The organism is Borborobacter arsenicus (genome assembly GCF_003934165.1).
GTDB lineage: Bacteria > Pseudomonadota > Alphaproteobacteria > Rhizobiales > Rhizobiaceae > Pseudaminobacter > Pseudaminobacter arsenicus.
In genome coordinates this window covers 89158-103300 of record NZ_RKST01000008.1, presented here as the reverse complement: position 1 = coordinate 103300, position 14143 = coordinate 89158, and the positions used below count along the sequence as shown (strand labels likewise).

Annotated in this window: 10 protein-coding genes; 3 read left to right on the top strand and 7 right to left on the bottom strand. The window is 60.8% G+C overall.

Annotated features, from left to right (window positions below):
• Positions 1 to 5: 5 nt before the first annotated feature.
• The 3 genes from hflX to EET67_RS14065 all read right to left on the bottom strand — a co-directional run bounded on the left by hflX (position 6) and on the right by EET67_RS14065 (position 2516).
• The gene (gene hflX / locus EET67_RS14075) at positions 6 to 1370 is read right to left on the bottom strand and encodes a GTPase HflX (RefSeq protein ID WP_128626818.1); all 1365 of its coding nucleotides are present in this window, start codon (positions 1368 to 1370) and stop codon (positions 6 to 8) included.
• A 9-nt stretch (positions 1371 to 1379) separates the two neighbouring features.
• Positions 1380 to 1619 (bottom strand): RNA chaperone Hfq, encoded by a 240-nt coding sequence (hfq, locus tag EET67_RS14070; protein ID WP_128626817.1) that lies wholly within the window; start codon positions 1617 to 1619, stop codon positions 1380 to 1382.
• A 267-nt stretch (positions 1620 to 1886) separates the two neighbouring features.
• Positions 1887 to 2516: an invasion associated locus B family protein gene (locus EET67_RS14065; protein WP_128626816.1), complete on the bottom strand. Its 630-nt coding sequence runs from the start codon at positions 2514 to 2516 to the stop codon at positions 1887 to 1889.
• 250 nt (positions 2517 to 2766) lie between these two features.
• Between EET67_RS14065 and EET67_RS14060 the strand changes: the two genes are divergently transcribed.
• On the top strand, positions 2767 to 4578 hold the full coding sequence (locus tag EET67_RS14060) for an extracellular solute-binding protein (RefSeq protein WP_425359526.1): 1812 nt from the start codon (positions 2767 to 2769) through the stop codon (positions 4576 to 4578).
• A 22-nt stretch (positions 4579 to 4600) separates the two neighbouring features.
• The gene (locus tag EET67_RS14055; protein WP_128626814.1) at positions 4601 to 5287 is read left to right on the top strand and encodes a DsbA family oxidoreductase; all 687 of its coding nucleotides are present in this window, start codon (positions 4601 to 4603) and stop codon (positions 5285 to 5287) included.
• Between the two features lie 99 nt (positions 5288 to 5386).
• Here the strand turns inward: EET67_RS14055 and mfd are convergent, their stop codons facing one another.
• The gene (mfd, locus tag EET67_RS14050) at positions 5387 to 8890 is read right to left on the bottom strand and encodes a transcription-repair coupling factor (protein WP_128626813.1); all 3504 of its coding nucleotides are present in this window, start codon (positions 8888 to 8890) and stop codon (positions 5387 to 5389) included.
• Positions 8887 to 9180 (bottom strand): FAD assembly factor SdhE, encoded by a 294-nt coding sequence (locus EET67_RS14045; RefSeq protein WP_128626812.1) that lies wholly within the window; start codon positions 9178 to 9180, stop codon positions 8887 to 8889. Before EET67_RS14045 ends, mfd begins: the two co-directional genes overlap by 4 nt.
• Positions 9181 to 9276: 96 nt before the next feature.
• On the opposite strand from EET67_RS14045, the gene recG reads away from it, so the two are divergent.
• A complete protein-coding gene (gene recG, locus EET67_RS14040; RefSeq protein ID WP_128626811.1) occupies positions 9277 to 11385 on the top strand; it encodes an ATP-dependent DNA helicase RecG in 2109 nt (702 codons plus the stop codon).
• Here the strand turns inward: recG and EET67_RS14035 are convergent.
• Complete coding sequence (locus tag EET67_RS14035; RefSeq protein ID WP_165899914.1) at positions 11337 to 12062, bottom strand: DUF502 domain-containing protein; 726 nt, start codon at positions 12060 to 12062, stop codon at positions 11337 to 11339. The genes recG and EET67_RS14035 overlap by 49 nt on opposite strands.
• A 133-nt stretch (positions 12063 to 12195) precedes the next feature.
• Entirely contained in the window at positions 12196 to 14019 is a 1824-nt protein-coding gene (gene glmS / locus EET67_RS14030) for a glutamine--fructose-6-phosphate transaminase (isomerizing) (RefSeq protein WP_128626809.1), read from the bottom strand.
• Positions 14020 to 14143: the final 124 nt, after the last annotated feature.

Sequence of the window (14143 nt, the reverse complement as noted above, 5' to 3'; positions counted from 1 at the left end):
AGGCGCTATCGCTTGTTATCGCGATGTAATCTGCTTTCAATCTCCTCTCGCGCTGCCGTTGTTGCGTTCAATGTGACGGTTACGCTGCCAGTCTCATTATTCAAGCGTCCGGTCACATCACCGTTGCGGTAGAGCCAATCGATTAGGCCAAGTTGACTGGGCTCCAGCGTAACGGTGATCTCCTCCAACGCGCCGGAAAGCCGTTCCTCGATCAGTGCTGCAAGTGTATCGATCCCTTCTCCGGTTGCCGCCGAGATCGCGACTGGCGAAGCGTGCCTGCTGGCGGAACCGCCACCGAGAAGGTGCTCGCGATTGGCATCGTCCAGCAGGTCGATCTTGTTCCACACCTCGATGATGCGCGTCTTGTCTGCGGGATCGACGCCAAGATCGAGCAGAATCTGTTCTACATCTTCGGCCTGGGCGGTGGTGTCAGGGTCGGAGATATCGCGCAGATGGATGATCAGGTCGGCTTCGACGACTTCTTCCAGCGTGGCACGGAAAGCCGCGATCAAATGGGTCGGCAGATCTGAAATGAACCCGACCGTATCCGACAGGATGACAGACGTGCCATGCGGCAGGCGTACCCGCCTGAGAGTGGGGTCGAGCGTGGCAAACAGCATATCCTCGGCAAGAACCCCTGCCCCGGTCAGCCGGTTGAACAGGGTGGATTTGCCGGCATTGGTGTAGCCGACAATGGCGACCACCGGGAACGGCACCTTCTTGCGCTTGGCACGGTGCAGGTCGCGCGTGCGGCGCACTGTTTCCAGCTCGCGCTTCAGCTTGACGATCTTGTCCTGCAACGCGCGACGGTCGGCCTCGATCTGGGTTTCGCCCGGACCACCCAGGAAGCCTGCGCCACCGCGTTGACGTTCAAGGTGGGTCCAACTGCGGACCAGCCGCCCCTTCTGATAGTTCAAATGGGCGAGGTCGACCTGCAAGGTTCCTTCCCTTGTGCGGGCGCGCCGGCCGAAAATCTCCAGGATCAGCCCGGTACGGTCCAGCACCTTGGCGTTTGCGGCCTTTTCCAGATTACGCTGCTGCACCGGTGTCAGCGGGTGGTCGACGATGACCAGTTCGGCTCCGGTGTCATGCACGACCTGCGCCAGTTCCTCGACCTTGCCGCTGCCAAGCAGCGTTGCCGGGCGTGGTTCGCCGACGGGAACAATGGACGTGTGGACGGGATCAAGATCGATGGCGCAGGCCAGCCCCACAGCCTCATCGAGCCGCGCCTGCGGCGAGCGGGTCAGGCGCGGACGCCCCGAATCATCCTCGCCGCGCTGCGGGCGTGAAAGCACCGGCACGATGACGACCGCACTGGTATCACTGCCAGCTGGGGCGCCCTCGTCCGCTTGCCGGTTGTTTTTGGCCAATCAGATGTCCTAGCCGTTTTCCTCGCCATCGAACATCTGAACCGGCTGGCTAGGCATGATGGTGGAAATCGCGTGTTTGTAGACGAGTTGAGAATGCCCGTCGCGGCGCAACAGCACACAGAAATTGTCGAAAGAAGTTACGACGCCTGTCAGTTTCACGCCATTGATCAGGAAAATCGTAAGTGGATTCTTACTCTTGCGAACTGAGTTCAGGAAAAGGTCCTGAAGATTTTGCGACCGCTCCGCCATTTTCTTATCTTTCGCCGATCCCCTCGTTTGCGAACCACTGCGCCAAAATTATCGACCCATGTCAAGCGCGCAAACCGAGGCCTTGCCGCAAGCTGCGGCAAGCTAATGAAATATGATGAGTAATGCCCGCCAAGCGGTTATCAGGCTGGCGATTGTTCCGCAACGCCAAAAACGCCGCACGGCACAACTACTCGTTGCTGGTAGCCTGATTCAGTCACTGAAAAGGCGGGGGTTGAGAACCCCGCCCGTCCCCGAAATACAGTGAACTCAGTTCGCTGCCTTTGCCTTTTCCTGCTCTTCCTTGAGCTTCTTGGCAAAGTCTTCGTTGTTCTTGCTGACGAATTCCTGCAACTTCTTCTGGCGGTCCTCAAGGTCCGACTGCTGGAGCGGCGGGCCGTCATAGGCGCCGGTGAAGCCCTTCAGCGAGACCTTGATCGGGTTAGGCTGATTCTGGAAGTTCACCGAGGTCAGCGTCAATTCCGAACCCTTCTTGAAGGATGCGACGAGCTGATCGGAAAGCTGGGCTTCTGCCACGCAGCGATCCGGGAAGCAGATGACGTAGTCGATCTTCTGCGCCTTGCCGCCGTCGATCTGCAGCCCGATGCCGGGAGGAACCAGGCGACCGGTGGGAACCGTGACCTGGAACACCTTGCGGTTCACCTTGCCCTTGAGCTCGATCATGCTGATGCCGGTAATGAGCTGGCCGTTCCCCGCCGTGGTGATGTTCTGCACATTGCAGATATCCACATCTTCCTGCTTGGAACAGGCCTTGAACCAGCCTTCCGGGATTTGCGGCGACTGCTGGGCCGCTGCAGGCGAAATACCCACTGCGAGCAGGCCGACCACGCCTGCGGCCAGGGCAGAAAGACGGGCAGTGTCGGTTTTCAGGCTCGTCATCTTGTCTCTATTCCTCTCAAATGATCCGGAGACCGGCACGGCTTAGCTATCGGCCACGCTACCTGTTGGCAAAATAAGGCAACAGCATGACTCTCGCCGGCGTGTTACACCGCACGACCTTCCGAATCCAGCCCCGTTGCCTCTGAATATTGGCGATCGGCCGACCGGAGCTCACAATAGCGCCACCGTGTTAGATTCAAAAACGAATCAGCAGAAATTACAAGAATTGGGATCAGCCGTCATGCGCCGCATGTATCTTTCGTTCTGTGCCGCGCTGGCTTTTCTACCGGCCGTTGCCGTCCAGGCGACGGCCGAGCCGGTCCACGCCATCGCCATGCAGGGTGAGCCGGCGCTGCAGGATGGGTTCAGGAGCTTTCCCTATGCTAATCCCGACGCACCCAAGGGCGGCGACATCACCCATTGCGTGGTCGGCAGCTTCGACAATCTTAATCCATTCATCATCAAGAGCCTGCGCACCACTGCGCGCGGAATGATTGATACGATCTTCGGCAATCTGGTGTTCGAGCCGCTGATGCAGCGCAGCGCCGACGAGGCCTTTTCGCTTTACGGGCTGCTGGCCAAGACGGCGGACATGCCTGCCGACCGCAGCAGCATCGAATTTCACCTCGATCCGAATGCGAAATGGTCGGACGGCAAACCCATCACGCCCGAGGACGTGCTTTTCACCTATGAGGTCTATACCGAAAAAGGCCGCCCGCCCTATAGCGACCGCATGAAGCGCGTGGAAAAGCTGGAAAAGACCGGCGAACGCAGCGTGCGCTTCACCTTCAACGACAAGGCGGATCGCGAATTCCCGCTGATCATTGCCATGACGCCCATCCTGCCGAAACATGCGTTCGACAAGGACACTTTCGACCAGACCACGCTGAAGCCGTTGATCGGCAGCGGGCCGTACCGGGTCGCGCAGGTGGTGCCGGGCCAGCGCATCATCTTCGAGCGTAACCCCGACTACTGGGCCAGGAATATTCCGGCAAAGCGCGGTTTCGACAATTTCGACCGCATCACGATAGAATATTTTCTCAACGCCAATGCGCAATTCGAAGCCTTCAAGAAAGGCATCTGTTCGACCTTTGCCGAAGCCGATCCGGTCAAGCGTGAGCGCAGCTTTGATTTTCCGGCGCTGAAAAGCGGCAAGGTGATTGCTGAAACCTTCGAAACCGGATTGCCGCCGGTGGTCACCGGTTTCCTTTTCAATACAAGGCTGCCCAAATTCTCCGATCCTGTGGTGCGGCGCGCACTTGCCATGCTCTATGATTTCGAGTGGGCCAACAAGAATATGTTCGCCGGTCAATATCAGCGCACGGCAAGCTATTGGCAGGGTTCGGAGCTGTCGGCGCTCGGACAACCCGCCAGCGCGGTGGAAACGGCGCTGCTTGCGCCCTTCCCCGGAAAAGTCCTGCCCGAGGTGATGGACGGCACCTACAAGCCTCCGGTGACCGACGGCTCAGGACGCGACCGTAAGGTTCTCAAGGCTGCATTCGAGCTGCTCAAATCTGCCGGCTATAGCCTGCAGAACGGCCGCATGATCGGTCCGGACGGCCAGCCTTTCGGCTTCGAGATATTGACGGCCTCCCAGAGCGAGGAACGCCTCGCCGCGCTCTACCAGCGCACGCTGCAGAAGATCGGCATCGAAGTCGTCATTCGCGCGCTCGAGGCCGACCAAATCCAGGCACGCAAGCAACGTTTCGATTTCGAGGTGCTGATCGGCACGACCGGATTTCAGGGCACGCTTTCGCCGGGCATCGAACTGATTTTCCGCTGGGGTTCGGAATCGGCCAACACCGAAGGCTCCTTCAATCTGGCCGGCGTTGCTGACCCCGCCGTGGATGCGATGATCGACGCCATGCTCAACGCGCGCGACAAGGAAGCTTACGTCGCAGCCGTGCGCGCACTCGATCGGCTGCTGATCTCGGGCGCCTATATTGTGCCGATGCAGCACAACACCCAGCAGTTTCTGGCCTATTGGAGCGATTTGGCGCACCCGGCAAAGACGCCTATATTCGGCTATCAGCTGCCGACCTGGTGGCACAAGGCCGAGTAACCGGCACGAAGGGATTTTCCAGATGAGCAACGAGCAGCAGGCCATCGTCGTCGATGTCGTTTCGGATGTCGTCTGCCCCTGGTGCTTCATCGGTCAAAGACGCCTGGACAAGGCGCTTGCCGCTGTACCCGAGATCGATGTGCAGGTTCGCTGGCGGCCTTTCCAGCTTGACCCGACCATTCCGCCCCAAGGTAAGGACCGTAAGGAATATATGCTGGCGAAGTTCGGCAGCGATGAAAAGCTGCGCGAAATCCATGCGCGCATTCAGCCGCTCGGCGCCGCAGAAGGCATAGATTTCGACTTCGACGCCATCAAGGTCTCGCCCAACACGCTCGACGCCCACCGCGTCATCCGCTGGGCTGCCACCTTCGGTGGAGATGTGCAGAACCGGCTCGCAAGGCGGCTGTTCCAGCTTTATTTTGAGGAAGGTAAAAATGTCGGCGACCATGCGGTGCTGATCGAGGCGGCGGGCGAGGCCGGCATGGATGCGCCTGTCGTGACGGCTCTTCTGGCAACCGACAAGGATCGGGACGCGGTTGCCAACGAAGTCGCCACCGCTTCGCGCATGGGCATCACCGGCGTACCCTGCTTCCTGCTGGAGAGCAGATATGCGGTGATGGGTGCGCAGGAAACCCCCACCCTTGCCGATGCCATCCGTCAGGTTGCGGCCGCCAAGGCTCGCGGGGAACTGGAGCCTGCCGCCGATTGAGGCGTACAGCGTTCATATTTTGAACCTCAGAGCCGCTCTAACTCTTTGTTTTACGCAATTCCGGACGGAAAACCGGTTCCCACTTTTCCTGGAATTGCTTTAAGCCGCCACCTTTTCGACCAGGCGGGTGAGTTGCGTCATCACCACGGCGGCGCCTGCCATGCGCTTTTCCGCAGACGGCCAGTCGCGGATGAACACCACGCTCTGGTCGGGGCGGATTTTGGCAAGCGAACCTTGTTCGCCAATGAAGCGCACCAGACCCGCCGGGTCGGCAAATTGTCGGTTGCGGAAATGGAGGACCACGCCCTTCGGCCCGGCATCCAGTTTCTCGACATTGGCCCGGCGGCACAGCGACTTGATGAAGACGATCTTCAAAAGGTGCTGGACTTCCTCGGGTAGCGGTCCGAAGCGGTCGATCATCTCGGCAGCGAAACCGTCGATCTCCTCCGCTGTTTCGAGGTCACCCAGGCGGCGGTAAAGCGCCAGGCGCAATTGCAGGTCGGGCACGTAAGAGTCCGGGATCATCACCGCCGTGCCGACAGTGATCTGCGGCGACCAGCCGCTGTCCTGCACTTCGCCGCTGTCCTTTACCTCGGCCACCGCCTCTTCGAGCATCTGCTGATAGAGCTCGAAACCGACCTCCTTGATATGGCCAGACTGTTCCTCGCCTAGGAGATTGCCGGCGCCGCGAATGTCGAGGTCGTGGCTGGCAAGCTGGAAACCAGCACCCAGCGTATCGAGCGATTGCAGTACCTTCAGCCGGCGGTCGGCGGTATCGGTGAGCTTGCGGTTTGCCGGCAGCGTGAACAGCGAATAGGCGCGCAGTTTCGAGCGCCCTACCCGCCCGCGTAACTGGTAGAGCTGCGCGAGGCCGAACATGTCGGCTCGATGCACAATCAGCGTATTGGCGGTCGGGATGTCGAGGCCGGATTCCACAATGGTCGTGGACAGGAGCACGTCATACTGGCCGTCATAGAAGGCGTTCATGATGTCGTCGAGTTCGCCCGGCGCCATCTGGCCGTGGGCTGTCGCGACCTTCAATTCCGGTACGGAAGCGTGCAGGAAGTCCTTGATTTCGCCAAGGTCGGCAATGCGCGGCACGACATAGAAGCTCTGGCCGCCGCGATAGCGCTCACGCAGCAGAGTCTCGCGGATCACCAGCGGATCGAAGGGCGAGATGAAGGTGCGCACCGCCATGCGGTCGACCGGCGGCGTGGCGATCAACGACAGTTCGCGCACACCCGTCAAGGCAAGCTGCAGGGTGCGCGGAATCGGCGTTGCCGACAGCGTCAGCACATGCACGTCGCTTTTCAGCTCCTTCAGCCGCTCCTTGTGCTTGACGCCGAAATGCTGCTCCTCGTCGATGATCAGCAGGCCGAGATTCTTGAAGGAGATGGATGAGCCGAGCAGCGCATGCGTGCCGACGACGATATCGACCGTGCCTTCGGTCAGTCCCTTCTTGGTTTCCGCCAGCTCCTTCGATCCGACAAGGCGGGAAGCCTGCCGCACGACCAGAGGCAGGCCGGAAAAACGCTGCGAGAAGGTCTTGAAATGCTGGCGCGAAAGCAGCGTCGTCGGCACCACCACAGCGACCTGGAAACCTTCCATCGCCGCCAGGAAGGCGGCGCGCAGCGCCACTTCGGTCTTGCCAAAGCCGACGTCACCACAGATTAGACGATCCATAGGCTTGCCAGCTGCCAGGTCATCCATGACGGAATCGATGGCCCGCTGCTGGTCGTCGGTTTCCTCATAAGGGAAACGCGCGGCGAACTCGTCATAAACGCCGTTCGGCGGATTGAAGGCCGGGGCCGCCCGCAATTGCCGTTCGGCGGCGATCTGGATGAGTTGTCCTGCCATTTCGAGCAGGCGCTTTTTCAGCCGCGCCTTGCGCGATTGCCAGGCGCCGCCGCCCAGCTTGTCGAGCGTCGCTTCGGTGGCATCGGAGCCATAGCGCGATAAAAGCTCGATATTTTCAACCGGGAGAAACAGCCGGTCGTCACCGGCATAGTGGATCTCCAGGCAGTCATGTGGCGCGCCAACTGCCTCGATGGTACGCAGGCCGATGAAGCGGCCGATCCCATGGTCGGCGTGAACCACAACGTCGCCTGCAGACAGCGAAGCTGCCTCCGCAATGAAGTCGGATGCACGTTTGCGTTTCTTTGAACGCCGCACCAGCCGGTCGCCGAGAATGTCCTGCTCGGCAACGATGACGAAACTGTCAGTCTCAAAGCCTGCTTCAAGCGGCAGCACAGCAAGACCCGCCTGTCCTGCCGCCAATTTTGCCACCTCGGCCAGCGTCGAGACCGGCTTGAGATTGCCGAGTTCATGTTCGGCAAGGATTTGCGCCAGACGATCGAGCGAGCCTTCCGTCCAGCCGGCGATCACTACCCGCCGACCGGCCGCGCGCATCTCGCTGATATGCGTCACGGCTGCGGCAAACACGTTGATATTGGGATCAGCCCGCTCAAGCTCGAAACCTCGGCCGGCATGCGCGCCAGCGCGCAACAGCTTGCGGCCGTCATGATCGGGTGCATCGAAACCGGTGAACTCGATCGCGATACGATCCGGCAGCGCCGCCGAGACATCGTCTGGCGAAAGATACATCTGCGCCGGCGGGACAGGCTGGTAGGGCACAGCGTCTTTCAGCGCACCCGACGCCTGCTCCTTGCGTGCCTGGTAATAGTCGAGGATGAGCGTGTGACGCTCGCCCAGCGCCTCGCGCGCCAGATGATCGAACACCACCGGCACGCCTGGCAGATAGTCGAACAGCGTCTCCAGCCGCTCATAGAAGAACGGCAGCCAATGCTCCATGCCGGCAAAGCGCCGGCCTTCGCTGATCGCCGCATAAAGCCCGTCATCGCGCGAGGGCGCACCGAAGGCTTCGATGTAACTGCGCCGGAAACGGCTGATGGCATCCGGCGTCAAGGTCACTTCGCTCATCGGCTGCAGCGTGACCAGATTGCGCTGGCCAGTGGTGCGCTGCGTGGCGACGTCGAAGGCGCGGATCGATTCCAGCGTATCGCCGAAGAAGTCGAGCCGCAGCGCCTCGGCCGAACCGGGGGCATAGAGATCGAGAATGCCGCCGCGAACGGCGAATTCGCCGATATCGCGCACGGTCGAGACCCGGTCGAAACCCGAATTTTCGAGCCGCGACACCAGCACATTCATGTCGACCTGGTTGCCCGGCTTGGCGCGGAAGGTCTGAGCCTCGATCGCTTCGGCAGGCGGAATACGCTGCAAAAGCGCATTTGCCGTCGTCAGGATGACAGCACGATGCGGTTCCTTCGCCAGGGCAGCCATGGCAGCCAACGCATCCAGACGCCGCGCCGCAGCTTCCGACCCCGGTGAAACACGGTCATAGGGCAGGCAGTCCCATGCGGGGAATTCCAGCACCGGCAGGCCAGGTGCAACAAAGGCGAGTGCCTCGATGATCGCCGGCAGGCGCTGGCCATCACGCGCGACGAAGACAAGCGGGCCGTCCGGTGTAATTTCAGCCGCCGCCTGTGCAAGCGCGAACGCCTCGTAACCATCGGCCACGCCGTCGACAACGAATTGACCGGTGCTGCCGCCTTTCGGCAGGCCCAGCGATTTGATCAGGTTCATCGGGAAAAACTCATCCCCTGCCGCGCAGCCAGGATCTTGCGAAACATTGCGGTGTCATGAGTCGATGGAACTGGGCGCTCGCCTGTGACCCATGACAGCAGGTCGGCATCCTGCAACTCAAGTACGGCTTCATATTCGTCCAGTTCGGCCTCCGACAGTCCATGGATAGCGCTATCGGCGAAGCCGCCGAGAATCAGATCCATCTCACGCATGCCGCGATGCCAGGAGCGGAACAGGAGTTTGCGCCGACGAGCGTCGAGCCCGTCACTTGATCGTGTCGTTCCTGTCATTTTGGTCCGTGTCCTGATTGCCGAACCGGGCATATAGCGTGGATGATGCGGCATGTCAGCCTTGCGTATGGTCACACTGGCCTTAAGAGTCATGTCATGCGCCCGTCTCTGCTCGACCCTCTGTTTGTGCCGATCACCTCGCTTGCGGGCGTCGGGCCGAAAATCGCCGAACTGATCGAAAAGATCGTTCCGGCCGACATATCCGCCCGCAAGGCACGCGCCTGCGATCTCATCTTCGTGCTGCCGCATTCGGTCATCGACCGGCGCAACCGGCCCGAAATCGCGCTGGCGCCAAACGGTGCCATTGTCACGCTGGAAGTGACCATCGACCGCCACCAGCCACCACCGCGCGGCAACAGATCCGTGCCCTACCGTGTCTATGCCTTCGACGAGACCGGCGAGATCGCCCTCACCTTTTTCCATGCCAATGCCGGCTGGCTGGAAAAATCCATGCCAGTTGGAGCGGAGGTTGTCGTCAGCGGGCGCATGGAGTGGTTCAACGGCCGCCCGAGCATGGTGCATCCCGATCACATCGCGCTTGCCGGTGATGCGGACGGCCTGCCGCTGGTCGAGCCGGTCTACCCGCTCACCGCTGGCCTTTCGGGCAAGGTGTTGCGCCGTGCCATCGGCCAGGCGCTGGAGCGCATTCCCGCTCTGCCGGAATGGCTCGACACGGATGTGGCGCGCCGCCAGAGCTTTCCAGGCTTTGCGGACGCGCTGCGCCGGCTGCACAGTCCCGCCGATCCGCTCGATGTTTCGCCAGATAGTGCGGCATGGCGCAGGCTTGCCTATGACGAGTTCCTGGCCGGGCAAATCTCGCTGGCGCTGGTGCGCGCCACCGTGCGCCGCGCCCACGGCAGACCGCTTGTCGGCGACGGGCGAAAGATAACCGCAATACGCAACGCCCTGCCCTATTCTCTCACCTGTTCGCAAACCGACGCACTCGCCGAAATCGATGCCGATCTGCAACGACCTGAACGCATGCTGCGACTGCTTCAGGGCGATGTCGGTTCCGGCAAGACGGTGGTGGCCTTGCTCGCCATGGCGCGCGCCGTGGAGGCCGGCGGTCAGGCAGCCCTGATGGCGCCGACCGAAATCCTTGCCCGCCAGCATTTTGCGACCATCGCACCACTTGCAGCCAAGGCCGGTCTGCGCACTGCAGTATTGACCGGGCGCGAAAAGGGCCGCGAGCGCGCCGACACTCTGGCAGGCCTTGAAAGCGGGGAGATCGATCTGGTCGTCGGCACCCATGCGCTGTTTCAGGAGACGGTGCGCTTCCGCGATCTGGCGCTGGCCGTCATCGACGAGCAACATCGCTTCGGCGTGCATCAGCGCCTGGCGATCACCGCAAAGGGCGAGGCGCCCGATATGCTGGTGATGACGGCAACGCCGATCCCGCGCACATTGGTGCTGACGGCCTTTGGCGACATGGACGTGTCGCGCCTGACAGAAAAGCCGGCTGGCCGCCAGCCGATCCGCACCATCACCCTGCCACTGGAGCGATTGGACGAACTGATCGGGCGCATGCGCGATGCCGTCGCGGATGGCCAGAAAATCTACTGGATCTGCCCACTGGTCGAGGAATCCGAAGAGGTCAAGCTGATGGCGGCGGAAGACCGCTTTGCCTCGCTGAAACCGGTTTTCGGAAATGCGCTCGGTCTCGTTCATGGCCGCATGAAGGGCGCGGACAAAGATGAGGCCATGCGCGCCTTCAAGGAAGGCGAAACTCGCATCCTGATCGCCACCACGGTAATCGAAGTCGGCGTCGATGTCCCCGACGCGACCATCATCGTCATCGAGCATGCTGAACGCTTCGGGCTTGCCCAGCTTCATCAGTTGCGTGGCCGGGTAGGACGCGGCTCCAAGGCTTCGACCTGCGTGCTCCTCTACCAGGACCCGCTCGGCGAAACCGCCAAGCGCCGCCTGTCGGTCATGCGCGAGACGGAAGACGGTTTCCGCATCTCAGAGGAGGATTTGAAGCTGCGCGGCGAAGGCGAATTGCTGGGCACCCGCCAGTCCGGCACGCAGGGTTTCCAGGTGGCGCGTATCGAAATGCATGCCGATCTTCTGGAAACCGCCCGCGATGACGCCAGACTGTTGCTTGCGCGCGACCCCGATCTGCAAACCAAGCGTGGTGAAGCGATCAGGCTACTTCTCTATCTGTTCGGCCGGGACGAGGCCGTGCGCTTGCTTCGCGCCGGTTGAGACGCAGCCGCGAGCGCAGGATTGGCGATTTCAACCTTCTCGCCATTGACGTCCACGAGCGTTTTTTTCACCGCCGGCGCAACCAGCCCGGCCGACACGATCAACCGCGCCCCCTCTTCGATCGTCATATCCAGCAGGACGATCTCCGATTTCCGGACATACATGAGGAAACCGGTGGTCGGATTGGGCGTGCAGGGCATGAAGACGCCAATCAACGGGTCGTCGGCGACATGCAGCTTCTCGTTGATCTCGGTTTCCTTTTCGCCACCCATGAAAACCAGCGACCACACGCCCTTGCGAGGATATTCGACCAGCCCGACCTGGTCGAACATGTCGCCCTTGTTGGAAAGTATCGTCTCGAATATCTGCTTCAACGAACGATAGATACCGCGCACCAGAGGCATGCGCCCAAGGAGCCGTTCCCCGAAGCCGACGACTGCGCGGCCAACGAAATTCGCGGTCAGAAAGCCTATCAGCGTCGTCAGTACCAGCGCCACGATCAGCCCGAAGCCGGGGATGGTGAAAGGCAGATAGGTGTCGGGACTGTAGCGCGCCGGAATATAAGGTTTCACCCAGGAATCAACCCAGCCGATGAAGGACCAGGCGATATAGAGGGTGATGGCCAGCGGCGCGCAGACCACCACTCCGGTCAAGAAGTAGTTGCGTATCCTTGCCATGCCGGAAATGGAGACCGCAGTTTCAGACATTCGATGCTCAGTCAAATCAACGCTCTATGTAGAGCAGCTATTTGACAGTAGAACAATCAAATAAGACGCATTCGCTGCGGTGCAACCGCCCGGCGCCGTCGGATCACTCGACGGTCACCGATTTGGCGAGATTGCGCGGCTGGTCGACATCGGTCCCCATGAAAACGGCGGTGTAATAGGCCAGCATCTGGATCGGCAGCGCATAGACGATGGGAGTGATGATCTCCGGCATGTCGGGCAGCACGATCGTTTCCATGGTCTGGAGGCTTGCCTGCTCGGCACCCTTCTTGTCGGTGATCAGGATCACCTTGCCGCCACGTGCCGCAACCTCCTGCATGTTCGATACGGTCTTTTCAAAGATGCGGTCATGCGGTGCAATGACGATGACCGGCATATTCTCGTCGATCAGGGCGATCGGGCCATGCTTCAGCTCACCGGCGGCATAGCCTTCGGCGTGGATATAGGAGATTTCCTTGAGCTTGAGCGCGCCTTCCATGGCCAGCGGATAGTTGGTGTCGCGACCGAGATAGAGCACATGCTTGTAGGACGAAAGTTCGCGCGCGAGCTTTTCGATCTGCTGGTCGAGCTTCAGCACCTGATTGGCATAGCGCGGCGCTTCCGAAAGCTCCCGAACCAGTACCTTTTCCCGTTCCGGCGAGATCGTGCCACGTGCCACGCCCGCGCGCACGGCAAGCGAGGCGAGAACCGACAATTGGCAGGTGAAGGCCTTGGTTGAGGCCACACCGATCTCCGGGCCGGCCAGTGTCGGCAGGATCACGTCGGATTCACGCGCGATGGTCGACTCGCGCACATTGACGACCGCGCCGATCGGGACCCCCGCCTTTCGGCAATAGCGCAGCGAAGCCAGCGTGTCGGCGGTTTCACCGGATTGCGAGACGAAGAAAGCCGCGCTGTTCTTGACGATCGGCATTTCCCGATAGCGGAACTCCGAAGCGATATCGATGTCCACCGGCAGGCGCGCCAGGCGCTCAAACCAGTATTTGCCGATGACGCCGCTGAGATAGGCGGTCCCGCAGGCCGAGATCGACAACCGGTCAAGCTTGGCAAAGTCGAAGGGCAGATCGAGCGGCTTGGAAACGCCGGCACCAAAGTCGAGATAATGCGCCAGAGTATGCGAAATCACCTCCGGCTGCTCATGGATTTCCTTTTCCATGAAATGGCGATGATTGCCTTTGTCGACCATAAAACTGGTGCTTAGCGACTGCTGCCGCTTGCGCTCGACCGGGTTGCCCTCAATGTCGAAAATGGCGATCTCGTCGCGCCGCACGACTGCCCAGTCGCCGTCCTCCAGATAGGTGACGGAATTGGTGAAAGGGGCAAGCGCGATCGCATCCGAGCCGAGGAACATTTCGCCTTCGCCGTGACCGACCGCCAGCGGCGGCCCATTGCGGGCGCCGACGATGAGATTGTCGTTGCCGCGAAACATGATCGCCAGCGCAAACGCGCCCTGCAACCGCTTCAGCGTCTTGTGCGCCGCCGTTACAGGATCGGCCCCGCGCGCAATCTCGCGCGAAACCAGATGCGCCACCACTTCGGTGTCGGTCTGCGAGGCGAACGCGTAACCATCGGCGACCAATTCGCTGCGCAATTCGGCGAAGTTCTCGATGATGCCGTTATGGACAACCGCCACACCATCGGAAAAATGCGGATGCGCGTTGGTTTCGTTGGGAACGCCGTGTGTTGCCCAGCGGGTGTGACCAATGCCGATCGTGCCATCAAGCGGCTCAGCTTGAAGCCGCTTCTCCAGATTGACCAGCTTGCCTTCCGCCCGCCGCCGGCCAAGCTCTTCGCCTTCGACAGTGGCGACGCCTGCGGAATCATATCCGCGATATTCAAGCCGCTTCAACGCATCGACTATCAACGGCGCAACCGGTTTACGGCCGACAATCGCTACAATTCCACACATGGTCTATTTGCCCTGATTCCCACCAGCATCCCGGACGCTATCTAGTTTGCTAAGCGGCCGTGCGAAAGTCACTTTCAGTATCGTTTCATATCAGCCGAAAGACTATCAAAACGACAATAAGGCC